At 55.0% G+C, this 16,272-nt stretch carries 16 protein-coding genes; 10 read left to right on the top strand and 6 right to left on the bottom strand.

The genetic code is table 11. The features are described from left to right. Window positions 1-37 precede the first annotated feature (37 nt). The 3 genes from rsgA to mscM all read left to right on the top strand — a co-directional run bounded on the left by rsgA (window position 38) and on the right by mscM (window position 5,500). Window positions 38-1,090 carry a small ribosomal subunit biogenesis GTPase RsgA gene (rsgA, locus tag HV318_RS15980; RefSeq protein ID WP_182273479.1) on the top strand — a complete coding sequence of 351 codons (1,053 nt, stop codon included), beginning with the start codon at window positions 38-40 and terminating at the stop codon, window positions 1,088-1,090. Window positions 1,091-1,188: 98 nt separating this feature from the next. Further along, window positions 1,189-2,157, top strand: a complete 969-nt coding sequence (asd, locus tag HV318_RS15975; RefSeq protein ID WP_182273478.1) for an archaetidylserine decarboxylase — start codon at window positions 1,189-1,191, stop codon at window positions 2,155-2,157. A 19-nt stretch (window positions 2,158-2,176) separates the two neighbouring features. After that, a complete protein-coding gene (mscM, locus tag HV318_RS15970; RefSeq protein ID WP_182273477.1) occupies window positions 2,177-5,500 on the top strand; it encodes a miniconductance mechanosensitive channel MscM in 3,324 nt (1,107 codons plus the stop codon). A 38-nt stretch (window positions 5,501-5,538) separates the two neighbouring features. Here mscM and yjeM read toward each other — a convergent pair whose 3' ends face one another. Next, entirely contained in the window at window positions 5,539-7,038 is a 1,500-nt protein-coding gene (gene yjeM, locus HV318_RS15965) for a glutamate/gamma-aminobutyrate family transporter YjeM (RefSeq protein WP_182273476.1), read from the bottom strand. A 199-nt stretch (window positions 7,039-7,237) separates the two neighbouring features. Continuing rightward, entirely contained in the window at window positions 7,238-8,215 is a 978-nt protein-coding gene (gene epmA / locus HV318_RS15960; RefSeq protein ID WP_182273475.1) for an elongation factor P--(R)-beta-lysine ligase, read from the bottom strand. 310 nt (window positions 8,216-8,525) lie between these two features. On the opposite strand from epmA, the gene frdA reads away from it, so the two are divergent. From frdA to frdD, 4 genes are read left to right on the top strand one after another with little or no spacing between them, the layout of a single operon-like run. Continuing rightward, window positions 8,526-10,316, top strand: coding sequence for a fumarate reductase (quinol) flavoprotein subunit (gene frdA, locus HV318_RS15955; RefSeq protein WP_182273474.1), 1,791 nt, complete (start codon window positions 8,526-8,528; stop codon window positions 10,314-10,316). Next, complete coding sequence (locus HV318_RS15950; RefSeq protein WP_182273473.1) at window positions 10,309-11,043, top strand: succinate dehydrogenase/fumarate reductase iron-sulfur subunit; 735 nt, start codon at window positions 10,309-10,311, stop codon at window positions 11,041-11,043. Before frdA ends, HV318_RS15950 begins: the two co-directional genes overlap by 8 nt. Before the next feature lie 10 nt (window positions 11,044-11,053). Beyond that, complete coding sequence (gene frdC, locus HV318_RS15945; protein WP_182274611.1) at window positions 11,054-11,449, top strand: fumarate reductase subunit FrdC; 396 nt, start codon at window positions 11,054-11,056, stop codon at window positions 11,447-11,449. Between the two features lie 10 nt (window positions 11,450-11,459). After that, a complete protein-coding gene (frdD, locus tag HV318_RS15940) occupies window positions 11,460-11,819 on the top strand; it encodes a fumarate reductase subunit FrdD (RefSeq protein WP_128312491.1) in 360 nt (119 codons plus the stop codon). Between the two features lie 29 nt (window positions 11,820-11,848). On the opposite strand, the gene ampR is transcribed toward frdD, so the two are convergent. Beyond that, a complete protein-coding gene (gene ampR, locus HV318_RS15935) occupies window positions 11,849-12,724 on the bottom strand; it encodes a LysR family transcriptional regulator AmpR (protein WP_182273472.1) in 876 nt (291 codons plus the stop codon). A 132-nt stretch (window positions 12,725-12,856) separates the two neighbouring features. Between ampR and ampC the strand changes: the two genes are divergently transcribed. Next, on the top strand, window positions 12,857-14,002 hold the full coding sequence (gene ampC, locus HV318_RS15930; protein ID WP_182273471.1) for a CMY2/MIR/ACT/EC family class C beta-lactamase: 1,146 nt from the start codon (window positions 12,857-12,859) through the stop codon (window positions 14,000-14,002). Window positions 14,003-14,096: 94 nt separating this feature from the next. Continuing rightward, window positions 14,097-14,627: a lipocalin family protein gene (locus tag HV318_RS15925; protein WP_182273470.1), complete on the top strand. Its 531-nt coding sequence runs from the start codon at window positions 14,097-14,099 to the stop codon at window positions 14,625-14,627. Here HV318_RS15925 and sugE read toward each other — a convergent pair. Then, the gene (gene sugE, locus HV318_RS15920; RefSeq protein ID WP_182273469.1) at window positions 14,624-14,941 is read right to left on the bottom strand and encodes a quaternary ammonium compound efflux SMR transporter SugE; all 318 of its coding nucleotides are present in this window, start codon (window positions 14,939-14,941) and stop codon (window positions 14,624-14,626) included. The two genes, HV318_RS15925 and sugE, sit on opposite strands and share 4 nt — an antisense overlap. Before the next feature lie 262 nt (window positions 14,942-15,203). Here sugE and HV318_RS15915 point away from each other — a divergent pair, with 262 nt between their 5' ends. Next, window positions 15,204-15,803 (top strand): helix-turn-helix transcriptional regulator, encoded by a 600-nt coding sequence (locus HV318_RS15915; RefSeq protein WP_182273468.1) that lies wholly within the window; start codon window positions 15,204-15,206, stop codon window positions 15,801-15,803. Between the two features lie 35 nt (window positions 15,804-15,838). On the opposite strand, the gene ecnB is transcribed toward HV318_RS15915, so the two are convergent. Together ecnB and HV318_RS15905 are read right to left on the bottom strand one after the other, a co-directional pair. Continuing rightward, window positions 15,839-15,985 carry a lipoprotein toxin entericidin B gene (gene ecnB, locus HV318_RS15910; RefSeq protein ID WP_182273467.1) on the bottom strand — a complete coding sequence of 49 codons (147 nt, stop codon included), beginning with the start codon at window positions 15,983-15,985 and terminating at the stop codon, window positions 15,839-15,841. A 108-nt stretch (window positions 15,986-16,093) separates the two neighbouring features. Further along, a complete protein-coding gene (locus HV318_RS15905) occupies window positions 16,094-16,225 on the bottom strand; it encodes an entericidin A/B family lipoprotein (protein ID WP_182274610.1) in 132 nt (43 codons plus the stop codon). Window positions 16,226-16,272: the final 47 nt, after the last annotated feature.

Here is a 16,272-nt window from a genome sequence, read left to right as displayed (position 1 = left end):
GGTTTTGCCCATCACGGGCGACCAGGAGCCAGCGCGATTGAGTAAAAATAAACTCTCCAAAGGGCAGCAGCGCCGCGTCAACGCCAACCACCAGCGCCGTCTTAAAACCACTTCGGAGAAGCCGGATTACGACGACAACCTGTTTGGCGAACCCACTGAAGGCGTCGTTATCAGCCGTTTCGGTATGCATGCCGACGTGGAATCCGCCGATGGTGGCGTTCACCGCTGCAACATCCGCCGCACAATTCGCTCGCTGGTCACCGGTGACCGTGTAGTCTGGCGTCCGGGTAAAGAGGCCGCGGTTGGGGTCACGGTAAAAGGTATCGTTGAAGCCGTGCATGAACGCACGTCGGTGCTGACTCGCCCTGATTTCTACGACGGGGTCAAACCTATTGCGGCCAACATTGACCAGATAGTCATCGTTTCGGCGATTTTACCCGAGCTTTCGCTCAATATTATCGACCGCTATCTCGTCGCCTGTGAAACGCTACAGGTTGAACCTATCATCGTGCTCAACAAAATCGATCTGCTGGATGACGAAGGCATGGACTTCGTGAATGAGCAGATGGATATCTACCGCAAGATTGGGTATCGCGTGCTGATGGTCTCCAGCTACACCAAAGATGGTCTGAAACCACTGGAAGAGGCGCTCACCGATCGTATCAGCATCTTTGCGGGTCAATCCGGTGTCGGTAAATCCAGCCTGCTGAACAACCTTCTCGGCCTCCAGCAAGAGATCCTCACCAACGATGTGTCCGATGTCTCTGGTCTTGGTCAGCACACCACCACCGCTTCACGTCTGTATCATTTCCCGCACGGCGGCGATGTAATTGACTCCCCAGGCGTGCGTGAATTCGGCTTGTGGCACCTGGAGCCGGAACAAATCTTCAACGGATTTGTCGAATTCCATGATTATTTAGGCGCTTGCAAATACCGCGACTGTAAACATGATAATGATCCTGGCTGTGCTATCCGTGCAGCGGTTGAGAACGGTGACATTGCGGAAACCCGTTTCGAAAACTATCACCGTATTCTTGAGAGCATGGCGCAGGTAAAAACACGTAAAAGCTTTTCTGAAACTGATGACTGACAACTAAGCTAAGCATCGCTAAAATCGTCCCCCTTTTTTCAGGTTCCGGCTGCTCACAGCCGGATCAGGAACGACAAAACAATGGCCTGGAGGCTACCTTGTTAAACTCATTTAAACTTTCGCTTCAATACATTCTGCCGAAACTGTGGCTCACTCGCCTGGCGGGCTGGGGCGCAAGCAAACGAGCAGGCTGGCTGACCAAACTGGTCATCGACCTGTTCGTAAAATACTACAAGGTCGACATGAAAGAGGCGCAAAAGCCGGATACAGCCAGCTATCGCACCTTTAACGAATTCTTTGTACGCCCGCTGCGCGAAGAAGTGCGCCCGGTGGATACCGATCCCAACGTGCTGGTCATGCCAGCTGACGGCGTCATCAGCCAGTTGGGGACAATCGAAGACGACAAAATTCTGCAGGCGAAAGGTCACAACTACAGCCTGGAAGCACTGCTGGCAGGTAACTACCTGATGGCAGACCTGTTCCGCAACGGTTCGTTCGCGACCACCTATCTGTCACCACGTGATTACCACCGCGTCCACATGCCGTGTAACGGTATTCTGCGCGAAATGATCTACGTGCCGGGCGACCTGTTCTCTGTGAACCACCTGACCGCGCAAAACGTACCGAACCTGTTCGCCCGTAACGAGCGCGTCATTTGCCTGTTTGATACGGAATTTGGTCCAATGGCGCAGATCCTGGTAGGTGCGACCATCGTAGGCAGCATTGAAACCGTCTGGGCGGGCACCATCACCCCACCTCGTGAAGGTGTGATCAAGCGCTGGACATGGCCTGCAGGTGAAGCAGAAGGCTCTGTGGCTCTGCTGAAAGGCCAGGAGATGGGTCGCTTCAAACTGGGCTCTACCGTAATCAACCTGTTTGCACCGGGTAAAGTGAACCTGGTTGAACAGCTGGAAAGCCTGTCAGTCACTAAACTGGGTCAGCCGCTGGCGATGTCTACCGAAACGTTCGTGACGCCAGATGCTGAGCCAGCACCGCTGGTACAGGAAGAGATGAACGCCGAACACGACGTCAGCCCGCAGGTTGACGACAAAAAAGACGAAGGCTAACAACAGAAGGATTGCTGACGTGCGCCCGATTATCGTACTACTGATGGCCTGGTGCCTCAGCATGGGGGCGTACGCAGCGACGGCCCCCGACGCCAAACAAATCACCCAGGAGCTGGAGCAGGCAAAAGCGGCAAAACCCGCTCAGCCAGACACCGTCGAGTCGCTCCAGGCCGCACTGAACGCACTTGAGGAGCGAAAAGGCTCCCTTGAGCGTGCGCGGCAATATCAGCAGGTTATCGATAACTTCCCCAAACTCTCCCAGACGTTACGCTCTCAGCTTAATAACCTGCGTGATGAACCGCGCGATGTGCCGGAAGGTATGACTTCCGACGCGCTGAACCAGGAGATCCTGCAGGTCAGCAGCCAGCTTCTGGACACGAGTCGTATAGCCCAGCAGGAACAAGAGCGCGCGCGTGAAATTGCCGACTCGCTCAGCCAGCTTCCGCAACAACAAACCGATGCCCGTCGTCAGCTAAACGATGTCGAACGCCGCGTCGGTACGCAATCCGGCAATACGCCGCAAATCCAGGCACAAAATCTTGGGCTGCAGGCCGAATCTGCCAGGCTCAAAGCGCTGGTTGATGAACTGGAACTTGCTCAGCTCTCCGCCAACAACCGCCAGGAACTGTCGCGGATGCGGTCTGAGCTGGCGCAAAAGCAGAGCCAGCAACTTGATGCTTACCTCCAGGCTCTTCGCAACCAGTTAAACAGCCAGCGCCAGCGTGAAGCCGAGCGCGCACTGGAAAGCACCGAACTGCTGGCGGAAAACAGCGCTAACCTGCCCACCGGGATAGTCGACCAGTTTGAGGTCAACCGTGAACTGTCTGCCGCGCTGAACCAGCAGGCACAGCGTATGGATTTGGTGGCGTCGCAACAGCGCCAGGCCACCAACCAAACGCTACAGGTTCGCCAGGCACTGAACACTCTGCGCGAACAGTCCCAGTGGCTGGGTTCATCAAACCTTCTGGGCGAAGCGTTACGTGCACAGGTTGCCCGCCTGCCGGAAATGCCGAAACCACAGCAGCTGGATACTGAGATGGCGCAGCTGCGCGTTCAGCGCCTGCACTTTGAAGACCTCCTCAACAAACAGCCACAAATCCGTCAGATCCGTCAGGCGGACGGGCAACCGCTCACCAGCGAGCAAAACCGCATTCTGGAAGCCCAGTTGCGAACCCAGCGTGAGCTGTTGAACTCCTTGCTACAGGGTGGCGATACGCTGATCCTTGAGCTAACCAAGCTGAAAGTCTCCAACAGCCAGCTGGAAGATGCGCTGAAAGAGGTCAGCGAAGCGACGCACCGCTATCTCTTCTGGACATCCGACGTGCGCCCGATGACCTTCGCGTGGCCGATTGAGATCGTACAAGACCTGCGCCGCCTGATTTCGCTGGATACCTTCAGCCAGTTAGGCCAGGCCAGCGTGATGATGATTACCAGCAAAGAGACTATCTTCCCGCTGCTGGGGGCGTTGATTCTGGTGGGCTTCAGCATTTACTCACGCCGGCATTTTACCCGTTTCCTTGAGCGCTCCAGCGCCCGGGTGGGGAAAGTCACCCAGGATCACTTCTGGCTGACGCTACGCACCGTCTTCTGGTCGATCCTCGTCGCCTCACCGCTGCCAGTGCTCTGGATGACGCTGGGATACGGCCTGCGGGAAGCCTGGCCCTACCCGCTCGCGGTGGCGATTGGCGATGGCGTCACTGCCACCGTTCCCCTGCTGTGGGTGGTGATGATTTGCGCCACGTTCGCGCGGCCAAATGGTCTGTTCATTGCCCACTTTGGCTGGCCGCGTAATCGCGTTGCGCGCGCCATGCGCTACTACCTGATGAGCATCGGGCTTATCGTGCCGCTGATTATGGCGTTGATCATGTTCGATAATCTCAACGACCGTGAATTTTCTGGTTCCCTGGGTCGCCTGTGCTTTATGTTGATCTGCGGCGCGCTGGCAATAGTGACGCTTAGCCTGAAGCGTGCCGGTATACCGCTTTACCTCGATAAAACGGGTAGCGGTGAAAACATGTTCAACCGTTTGCTGTGGAACCTGCTGCTTAGTGCCCCTCTGGCGGCGATTCTGGCGGCAGTGGTCGGTTACCTCGCCACTGCACAGGCGCTGCTGGCGCGTCTGGAAACCTCCGTCGCGATCTGGTTCCTGCTTCTGGTGGTCTACCACATCATCCGCCGCTGGATGCTGATCCAGCGACGCCGTCTGGCGTTTGACCGCGCCAGGCATCGCCGGGCTGAAATTCTGGCCCAGCGCGCACGGGGAGAAGAAGACTCCCACCACACCAACAGTACCGAAGGAACGTCAGAAACGGACGATGTCGAACTGGATCTGGACGCCATCAGTACCCAGTCCCTGCGGCTGGTACGCTCCATCCTGATGCTGATTGCCCTGCTCTCGGTGATCGTCCTGTGGTCAGAGATCCACTCTGCATTTGGCTTCCTGGAGAACATCTCTCTGTGGGACGTAACATCCACGGTGAGGGGGGTTGAAAGTCTGGAGCCCATTACGCTGGGTGCGGTTTTGGTTGCCATTCTGGTGCTGATCATTACGACCCAGTTGGTGCGTAACTTCCCTGCTCTGCTGGAGCTGGCACTGCTGCAACACCTGGATTTAACCCCCGGCACGGGTTATGCCATTACCACCATCACCAAATATTTAATCATGCTGTTTGGTGGGCTGGTTGGCTTCTCGATGATTGGTATTGAGTGGTCGAAGCTGCAGTGGCTGGTCGCCGCGCTCGGTGTGGGGTTAGGTTTTGGTTTACAGGAGATTTTCGCCAACTTTATTTCCGGCCTGATTATCCTGTTCGAAAAACCGATTCGCATTGGCGATACGGTGACGATCCGCGACCTGACCGGCAGCATCACGAAGATCAACACCCGAGCCACGACGATCAGCGACTGGGATCGTAAAGAGATCATCGTGCCGAACAAGGCGTTTATCACTGAGCAGTTTATTAACTGGTCGTTGTCCGACTCCGTTACCCGTGTGGTGTTGACCGTACCGGCCCCGTCGGATGCCAACAGCGAAGAGGTAACGCAGATCCTCTACACCGCAGCGGAACGCTGCTCGCTGGTGATCGACAACCCGGCCCCGGAAGTATTCCTGGTGGATTTACAGCAGGGGATCCAGATCTTCGAACTGCGTATCTACGCCGCCGAAATGGGACACCGCATGCCGCTACGTCATGAGATCCACCAGCTGATTCTGGCAGGCTTCCGTGAACACGGTATTGATATGCCATTCCCACCGTTCCAGATGCGTCTGGAAACACTGGACGGGCGTAAGACGGGAAGAACGTTAACATCAGCGGCACGTAGCCGCCCGGCGGGAAGTTTGTAACCATCTCCCCCTCCCGTTCGGGAGGGGGTTTTAAACCACTACACCGTTTCCGCGATATAGACCGTTGAGCGGCGACGGTAATTCTCATAAATCCCCATCGCCAGCAGAGAGAAGAAGATTGGGCCACCTACCATCCACAGCGCGCTGTTCCAGTCATTCGCCTCAATCACCGGCTGAATAATCGTAAAAATGTTAGCGAACGCCACCACCAGCACCACTACCGTGGTAGCCAGCAGCGTAGCCGCACGGGTTTTGAAAATCACAAACGGACGTTCCAGATCCTGCTTTGCTTTAAAGAACGGGAACGCCAGCGTCAGGAAAAGATAAGGCAGCGTCATTGACACATTCGCCATCAGAGTCAGCTTGTTATAAAACGCCGAGGCGGTATCCCCGCCAAATGACACCAGCAGAATAAACACACATACCAGCAGGCACTGCATCCACATCGCGTTGGCTGGCATCCCGGTGGTGTTGAGCTGTGTCATACGCGCGGGCCACAGCGCTTTTGGCGTGCCCTGAATAATGGCTTTCAGCGGAGAGTAAATCAGCGTGAAGAAGGCCCCCGTATAGGCCAGGAACATCGACAGCCCGGTAATGCGCGCAAACCAGACTCCCATCGTTGTCGCTGCGTCCGGCGTCAGGTGCATGGCCTGCCCCAGCGTCATGCCAAGACTCTTCATCAGCACATAGGTGATGTTACCCAGATTAGTGGTGTTGTTACTCAACACCTGCTGCCAGTTGGTGCTGACGCCCCACAGGAAAATCGCCAGCGAGTAGCCGATGGAGATAACAATCGCCGCGAAGATGATCCCTTTGGCAAAGTTCTTTTCCGGGTTTTCGGTTTTGTCGACCAGGCCGCCCACCGCCTCAATACCACCGTAGGCAAAGATGGCAAACACCACGAAAGAGAGCATGGCAAGGCCGGACTGATAGCCCGGATTCGGTGACGACACAAAATTCACCTCCTGTGCAAAGTGCCCACCGTTCAGACAAAGAATAGCGATACTGACCAGCAGCAGCACCAGGTTCAGACACATGACCGCAATACCGCCCACAGCAGTGATGCGGGCAATTTTGTTGATCCCTTTCGAGGCCACCAGCGTAACGACGACCATCCAGCAGACTGCCAGAATACCCACCACCTGTGTTGAGCTCAGACCTGCCAGAGACCAGACCTGCGTTTTATCTGCCCCGAACAAAAATGTGGAAAAGGGTACCCAGACTTTCGCTGCCGTGCTGACCATCCAGACAACGTAAGAGGAGAACCACATAAACGTGCCGATAAATGCATAGCGCGGGCCGACGCTGTTATTCATCCACGAATAGATCCCACCCTCTTCTTTCCGGTAGGCCGAGCCCATTTCCGCCATCATCAGCGCAAACGGAATAAAGAAGAACAGCGCCGAGACGATATAGAACGGCGTCGCGCTGTAACCCATCAGGTAGAAAGCCGACGGGCTGTTGGCAAAGCCAAAGACCGACGTAAAAATCATCAGGATGAGCCCGGTGAGGGTCATTTTTTTGAGTGAGTGAGACATAGAACCATCCGAAGAAGTATTAAGCTCCGCGGATGGTAGCAGATGACCAGACAAATATTGTGGCTATGCCGGGCAAATTAAGAAATTAACCTGTGTATAGAGAAAGTGGCAGTTTTTCATGTTGTCGTGCGGAAATGGAAAGGATTATTGCCAGAGGGGGATATAGGCCGGGTAAGCGACAGCGCCACCCGGCATTTCGTTAAGCGCGGTCAACCGTAAACGCAATCACATCGCCCAGCTGTTCCGCACCCAGCGCCAGCATCACCAGACGGTCAACGCCCAGCGCCACGCCGGAGCAATCCGGCAGACCAGCCTGTAAGGCGTCAAGCAGGTTAGTGTCGATCGGCTGCTGCGGTAACCCCCGCGCGCCACGCTTGCGGTTATCCTGCTCAAAGCGCTGCTGTTGTTCGCGCGCGTCGGTCAGCTCATGGAAACCGTTCGCCAGCTCAATGCCTTTGTAATAGACCTCAAAACGCTCCGCCACGCGGTGATCTTCCGTGCTAATCTGCGCCAGCGAGGCCTGGCTTGCCGGGAAGTGATAAACAAAAGCCGGCCTGTCTTTGCCAATCTGCGGTTCAACGCCAAAAGTGAACAGTAACTGCAGCAGCGTATCGCGGTCTTCTTCCGTATCCGCCACGTTGCTCAGATCCAGTTTTGCCGCCACTTCGCGCAGCTGGGTTTTGTCCGCAGATAGCGGATCGATTTCAAGATAACGCTGGAACGCCTGCTGATATGAAAGCGTTTCCGCTTCTGAGCAATCCAGTACCTGCTGCAGCAGGTCGTCCACCTCGTTCATCAGGCGGTACATATCGTAATGCGGACGGTACCACTCCAGCATGGTGAATTCCGGATTATGGTGACGCCCCATCTCTTCATTACGGAAGCTGCGGCACAGCTGATACACCGGGCCACAACCCGCTGCCAGCAGGCGCTTCATGTGGTATTCCGGGCTGGTCATCAGATACAGATTCATCCCCTGGGAGTGACCAGGACCAACAAAACGGGTTTCAAACGGGACCAGATGAATATCCGTTACCGTTGCCTGACTCATGCACGGCGTTTCCACCTCCAGGACTCCGCGATCGGCAAAGAAACGACGGATCTCCGCCATAATTGCAGCGCGTTTTAACAGGTTAGGGATGGATGCGCTCGGCTGCCAGGTGGCCGTTTCGCTCATGAGTTTTTCTCCGATTTCAGACAAGGGCACGAAGTCTACTCGTTAGCGGGGACAGAGACAAATTTTGCACAGCTAAAGGTGCGATTTCATTTAGGGGAAAAATTATGTGACCCATTCCATCAATCGCAATGATAAATCACCGCACAGAACAGCAAAAAAATCGAACACGTCAAATTTCCCTCACATCCACACGGTTATACTGTTTTACCCATAAAGGAGCAGTGGAAACGCTTTCGCAATCGTCTCTTCGGACAGTTGAACTACCTTTAGTTCATCGCATTGCGAAATAACAAAAATCTGGAGGAATGTCGTGCAAACTTTTCAAGCCGATCTTGCCGTAATAGGCGCTGGCGGTGCTGGATTACGTGCTGCGATTGCTGCAGCACAAGCTAATCCGAACGCTAAAATCGCACTGATTTCAAAAGTCTACCCGATGCGCAGCCACACGGTTGCCGCAGAGGGAGGATCCGCCGCCGTTGCGCAGGATCATGACAGCTTCGAATACCATTTCCACGACACGGTTGCAGGGGGCGACTGGCTTTGCGAACAGGATGTCGTTGACTACTTCGTGCATCATTGTCCAACGGAAATGACCCAGCTTGAACAGTGGGGATGCCCGTGGAGTCGCCGCCCGGACGGCAGCGTCAACGTTCGCCGTTTTGGCGGGATGAAAATTGAACGCACCTGGTTTGCCGCCGATAAGACCGGCTTCCACATGCTGCACACCCTGTTCCAGACATCCCTTCAGTTCCCCCAGATCCAACGCTTTGACGAACATTTCGTTCTCGACATTCTGGTTGATGACGGCCAGGCGCGTGGTCTGGTCGCGATGAACATGATGGAAGGCACCCTTGTCCAGATCCGCGCCAATGCGGTGGTGATGGCAACGGGTGGCGCGGGTCGTGTTTACCGCTATAACACCAACGGCGGTATCGTCACCGGTGACGGCATGGGCATGGCGCTGAGCCACGGCGTGCCGCTGCGCGATATGGAATTCGTGCAGTACCACCCAACCGGCCTGCCGGGCTCTGGCATTCTGATGACGGAAGGCTGCCGCGGTGAAGGCGGTATTCTGGTCAACAAAAATGGCTACCGCTACCTGCAGGATTACGGCATGGGCCCGGAAACCCCGCTCGGCGAGCCGAAAAACAAATACATGGAACTCGGCCCACGCGACAAAGTCTCTCAGGCCTTCTGGCACGAGTGGCGTAAAGGCAACACCATTTCTACGCCACGCGGCGATGTGGTCTATCTTGACCTGCGCCACCTGGGCGAGAAGAAACTGCTGGAGCGTCTGCCGTTCATCTGCGAACTGGCGAAAGCTTACGTGGGTGTCGATCCGGTGAAAGAGCCGATTCCGGTGCGTCCAACCGCGCACTACACGATGGGCGGTATCGAAACCGACCAGCAGTGTGAAACGCGCATCAAAGGATTGTTCGCCGTGGGCGAGTGTTCCTCTGTCGGCCTGCACGGCGCAAACCGTCTGGGGTCTAACTCACTGGCCGAGCTGGTCGTCTTTGGCCGCATGGCGGGTGAACGCGCAATGGAGCGTGCAGCAACCGTGGGCGAAGCCAACAGCGCCGCGCTGGATGCCCAGGTCGCAGACGTCGAAAAACGTCTGAAAGATCTGGTCAATCAGGAAGGTAACGAAAACTGGTCGAAAATCCGCGACGAGATGGGCATGTCGATGGAAGAAGGCTGTGGTATCTACCGTACACCAGAGTTGATGCAAAAAACCGTCGACAAACTGGCGGAACTGCAGGAACGCTTCAAACGCGTGCGCATCACCGATACTTCCAGCGTGTTCAATACCGACCTGCTTTATACCATCGAACTGGGTCACGGCCTGAACGTAGCGGAATGTATGGCGCACTCTGCCCTGGCACGTAAAGAGTCGCGCGGGGCGCACCAGCGTCTGGATGAAGGTTGCACCGAACGTGATGACGTCAATTTCCTGAAACACACCCTCGCCTGGCGCGACGCGGATGGCACGACTCGCCTGGACTACAGCGACGTGAAGATCACCACGCTGCCACCGGCTAAACGCGTGTACGGTGCAGAAGCAGAAGCAGCCGAGAAGAAGGAGACGGCGAATGGCTGAGATGCAAAAACTGAAAGTTGAAGTGGTGCGCTACAACCCGGAAGTGGACTCCGCACCGCACAGCGCTTTCTATGAAGTCCCTTATGACGAGCAAACCTCTCTGCTGGATGCGCTCGGTTACATTAAAGACAACCTGGCACCAGACCTGAGCTACCGCTGGTCCTGCCGTATGGCAATCTGCGGCTCCTGCGGCATGATGGTCAACAAAGTGCCTAAGCTTGCCTGCAAAACCTTCCTGCGCGAATACACCAAGGGCATCAAGGTTGAAGCACTGGGCAACTTCCCGATCGAGCGCGATCTGGTGGTCGATATGACCCACTTTATCGAAAGCCTGGAAGCCATTAAGCCGTACATCATTGGCAACCCGCGCACGCCGGATCAGGGGCCAAATACCCAGACGCCTGCACAGATGGCGAAATACCATCAGTTCTCCGGCTGCATCAACTGCGGCCTGTGTTACGCCGCCTGTCCACAGTTTGGTCTGAACCCTGAGTTCATCGGCCCGGCCGCTATTACTCTGGCGCACCGTTACAACGAGGACAGCCGCGACCACGGTAAAAAAGAACGTATGGCGCAGCTTAACAGCCAGAACGGCGTCTGGAGCTGCACCTTTGTGGGTTTCTGCTCCGAAGTATGTCCGAAGCACGTCGACCCGGCCGCCGCTATTCAGCAGGGTAAAGTGGAAAGCTCGAAAGACTTTCTTATCGCAACCCTGAAACCACGCTAAGGAGTGCATGATGACGACTAAACGCAAAGCCTATGTGCGGCCAATGCCGTCCACCTGGTGGAAGAAACTGCCGTTTTATCGCTTCTATATGCTGCGTGAGGGCACTGCAGTGCCCGCGGTCTGGTTCAGCCTTGAGCTGATGTACGGTGTGTTTGCCCTCAAACATGGCCCTGAAACCTGGGCCAGTTTTGTCGGGTTCCTGCAAAACCCTGTCATTGTGATCCTGAACCTGATCGTCCTCGCGGCGGCGCTGCTTCATACCAAAACCTGGTTTGAACTGGCACCCAAAGCGGCGAACATCATCGTTAAAGGCGAGAAAATGGGACCAGAGCCGGTCATTAAAGGGCTTTGGGCAGTGACGGCCATTGCCACCGTGGTCATTCTGTTTGTCGCACTGTTCTGGTAAGGAGACTACTGTGATCAATCCAAATCCAAAACGTTCTGATGAGCCAGTCTTCTGGGGTCTGTTTGGCGCAGGCGGCATGTGGAGTGCCATCATTGCACCGGTAATCATCCTGCTGGTCGGCATTATGCTGCCGCTGGGGCTGTTCCCGGGAGATGCGCTGAGCTATGAGCGCGTGCTGGCGTTTGCGGGCAGCTTTATTGGCCGTGTGTTCATCTTCCTGATGATCGTCCTGCCGCTGTGGTGTGGCCTGCACCGCATTCACCACGCGATGCATGATCTGAAAATCCATGTGCCAAGCGGTAAATGGGTGTTCTACGGTCTGGCAACTATCCTGACCGTGGTAACGCTGATTGCTGTGATCACCATCTGATTCACCAGGCCCGCCCTCCGGCGGGCCTGTCATTTCTGCATTTTCCCCACCAGCCACTGTGTAAACTCGCGCATTGCAGGCGTTTCTGCCCGTGACTGCAGCCTTGTCAGCCAGTAACTGCCCAGATCAATCTGCGTCGCAAACGGCTGTACAATGCGCTCGCTATTCAACAGATGGGTAAACATACTGACAGGTGCGATGGCTACCCCCACACCTGTCTGTGCCGCTTCCAGCATGGTGACAGACGAATCAAATACCATCACCCGATGCGTTGGTGACGGTGGATGTTCTCCCGCAGCCTGCATCCACGCTGACCACTCGTCACGCCGATAGGAGCGCAACAGAGTAAATTTCAGGATGTCGGCCGGGGTGTGTAGCCCCACGGCAATGTCAGGTGAACAAAGCGGAGCCAGCGGCGCATGGCAAAGAAACGTAGCCTCCGTGCCGTGCCACGCCCCTCCGCCGTAACGGATTGTGTAATCAAGCCCTTCGGCTGCCGGGTCGACACGGTTGTTATGAGTGGAAAGCTGCAGGTCGATATGCGGATAACAGCGGCGAAAATCATCAAGCTGCGAGAATAAAACCCCCGTGGCAAAAGTCCCCACAACGCCAATTTTCAGCTTCTCCTGAGCCCGGTGGCTGGCAAAACGATCCAGCATACCGGCAATACGATCGAACGAATCGTTCAGTACCGGCAGCAAATTCTCCCCTTCCGTGGTCAGCATCAGCCCACGCGAAACGCGAACAAACAGCTGGCAGTTAAGGTGGTGCTCCAGCGTCTTAACGTGCTGGCTGATAGCAGAATGGGTCACATTCAGCTCGATTGCAGCATTAGTAAAACTGAGATGTCTTGCGGCGGCCTCGAAGGCCCGAAGCGAATTGAGAGGGAGATAGCTACGTGTCATCGGTCTTTCCGTTAGAAAAATTAACAGCTAATGCTAAATTTAACCGTTTGTCAGACGCAGTCAAATCCAACAGACTACGCTTGTCTGACGGCCAGGACATCCCCATTGATTCGCTATTACGGAAGATATCTGATGATGAAAAAAACCCTTTGCTGTGCGCTTCTGCTCGGCCTCTCGTGTTCCGCCCTGGCGGCAACCCTGTCAGAAAAACAGCTTGCTGACACCGTTGAACAAACCGTTACCCCCCTGATGAAAGCGCAGGCCATTCCAGGGATGGCCGTCGCGGTGATTTATCAGGGTAAACCTTACTATTTCACCTTTGGTAAAGCCGATGTCGCGGCAAACAAGCCCGTCACAGCACAGACCTTATTCGAATTAGGTTCAGTCAGCAAAACCTTCACTGGCGTGCTGGGTGGTGATGCGATTGCCCGCGGTGAGATTTCGCTGACCGATCCGGTAACAAAATACTGGCCTGAACTGACGGGCAAGCAGTGGCAGGACATTCGCCTGCTGGATCTGGCGACCTATACCGCCGGTGGCCTGCCGTTGCAGGTACCGGATGAGGTTACTGACAATGCGTCGCTGCTGCGCTTTTACCAGACCTGGCAGCCACAGTGGAAACCGGGCACAACCCGCCTTTATGCGAACGCCAGCATCGGTCTGTTTGGCGCACTGGCGGTTAAACCTTCCGGCATGAACTTTGAACAGGCGATGACAGAGCGGGTCTTTAAACCCCTGAAGCTCACGCATACCTGGATTCATGTTCCAGAAGCAGAAGAACAGCACTACGCGTGGGGATATCGTGACGGTAAAGCGGTTCACGTTTCGCCGGGAATGCTGGACGCCGAAGCTTATGGCGTTAAAACCAGCATTAAAGATATGGCGCGCTGGGTGATGGCCAATATGTCATCTGATGCCGTATCAGATACTTCCCTGAAACAAGGGATCGCTCTTGCACAGTCGCGCTACTGGCGAGTCGGTGCAATGTATCAGGGACTCGGCTGGGAGATGCTCAACTGGCCGGTAGATGCCAAAACCGTTGTTGATGGCAGCGACAATAACGTGGCACTGGCTCCACTGCCTGCCGTGGAAATTCACCCGGCAGCACCTGCAGTGAAAGCCTCCTGGGTACATAAAACGGGGTCGACGGGCGGGTTCGGCAGCTATGTGGCCTTTATTCCGGAAAAGCAGCTCGGCATCGTGATGCTGGCGAACAAGAGCTACCCAAATCCGGCGCGCGTTGAAGCGGCTTACCGTATCTTAAGTTCTCTGCAGTAAAACATTGCCGGGTGGCGCTATGCATACCCGGCAAAACCCCCTACATTTTCCTTGCTGTAATCTACACTTAACAAAAAACAGTAAGGAAACAACTATGCGCATTCTGCCTGTTATCGCCGCAGTGACAGCCGCGTTTTTAGTGGTTGCCTGCAGTTCCCCTACTCCGCCTCCCGGTGTCACCGTCGTCAGTAATTTCGACGCGCAACGGTTCCTCGGCACATGGTATGAAATCGCCCGTTTTGATCATCGGTTCGAACGGGGCTTAGAGAAAGTCACAGCCAATTACAGCCCAATGGATGATGGCGGTATTCAGGTCATCAACCGTGGTTACAACCCGGAACGGGGGATATGGCAGCAGTCAATTGGTCAGGCGTACTTTACCGGCGACCCGCACCGGGCCGCGCTGAAAGTCTCATTCTTTGGCCCGTTCTACGGCGGATATAACGTGATAGCGCTCGACAGAGAATACCGCCATGCGCTGGTTTGCGGGCCGGATCGCGATTATCTGTGGATACTCTCCCGCACCCCGACCCTTTCACCAGAAATGAAACAGCAGATGCTGGACGTCGCGACCCGGCAAGGTTTTGATGTCTCAAAACTTATCTGGGTTGAACAGCCGCATTAATGTGCGCTGAGCTTCAGCCCAATAATACCCGCCACAATCAGGGCGAGGCTGGCGATGCGCGCCAGACTCGCTGACTCCCCCAGCAGCAGAATGCCGGTGATGGCTGCGCCTACGGCACCAATTCCCGTCCAGACGGCATAAGCCGTCCCCACTGGCAGGGAGCGCATAGCCCACGACAGCAGGACAATGCTCACAATCATCGCAGTAAGAGTAATCACGCTGGGTGTCAGGCGGGTAAAACCGTGGGTGTACTTCAGGCCTATCGCCCATACCACTTCGAGCAGACCGGCAATAACAAGAATAATCCAGGACATATCAGGCTCCTTAACTTAAAGGTAAGTTGGGGCCGTCCCCGGTGAGTAAAGCGCTTACGGGTCGTCCCGTAAGGCAGAGATTACGCCGCATATTTTGGTTAGCGTGCGATTTTTTTTCAATACTTTTGTGCTGAACGGGTTAAGGCAAGAAATAGCCTCAGTATGCCGCGTAGTTCCGGCATTTACCACTCATCCGACTTCCCTATGATGGTGTGCTTTCTGATGGCAGGAAGCCAAACCACTAGCCGACTGCGAATACAATATGTTCAAAATTCTTTTGATTGACCGGTGTCACTTCACCCGCGCAGGGTTTGAAGCGTGGCTCAATCATTCCGGTTTATTCCCTGGCCATTTCGTCGTGACCGGGCTGAATAACCTCATCCTCGCCAGAGAGCACATTCTGCAATGGAAACCGACGCTGGTTATCGCCGATCTGCACGGTTTCCGGCAGGATCTTCATCATTTTCAGCAACTCTCTTCTCTGCTGCATGCCAGTAAAACGTTACCCTTTATTTTACTGCAGTCGGGTGAAGAACAGGAAATGGCGGGATACCTGGCACAGTTCCCGGTATGGTCTTCGTTGTTGAAAAACGCCGACCTTGAGGAGCTGGCTGTGGTGATCAACGACGCCTTAACATCCTGTGCAAGCTTTGAAATACCGCAAGTTGCCGCCCCTCTGCTGACCCGCCAGGAGGAGAAGGTGCTGACATTGTGGATGGACGGCGCAAGCAATCAGAAAATTGCCAGCCACCTGAGTATCAATGGAAAAACGGTGTATACCTATAAACGGAATATCCGCATGAAGCTGCATATGGATACGCGTTTCTCACCGTTTTTAGCTCTGCAGGAAGCAGAAAGCTGACGGTACGGCACCCGTTAGTCCCGTACCGTTTATGATTACTGCTGAGCTTTGGTTGCCGCACCAGAGATTGCGCTACCACCTTCAGAAATATCCTGACCGACGCCACGCGCGGTATTACAGGCGGTTAAAACTGATGAAAGCACCAGAACAGAAAAGATCGCTGCAATTGTCTTTTTAACCATAATGTCGTCCTTTTATCGCCAACGTGATGTTGTGTATAGCCATTTAAGGATAGACAAAATCCCGTTAGTTGACGGAAAGGAATACGGTTTTCAGAAAATTGGACGTAATCAGCTGGCGGCGTGAGAGATGATATGCCCCAGATCCTGGACATCTTCACCGACGCCACGGGCAGTATTACAGCCAGAAAGGAGTGTGCCAGAAAGCGCTAACAGAAGCAGAATTTTAACGGTACGTTTCATCATCCCTGCCTGAAAAATCAGGCGCAGCGGACACTGCGCCTTACGTC

This window comes from Enterobacter sp. RHBSTW-00901 (genome assembly GCF_014103115.1).
GTDB classification, from domain to species: Bacteria; Pseudomonadota; Gammaproteobacteria; order Enterobacterales; family Enterobacteriaceae; genus Enterobacter; species Enterobacter cloacae_P.
The sequence above is the reverse complement of the archived record's forward strand: the minus strand, read 5'-3'. Positions and strand labels throughout refer to the sequence as shown.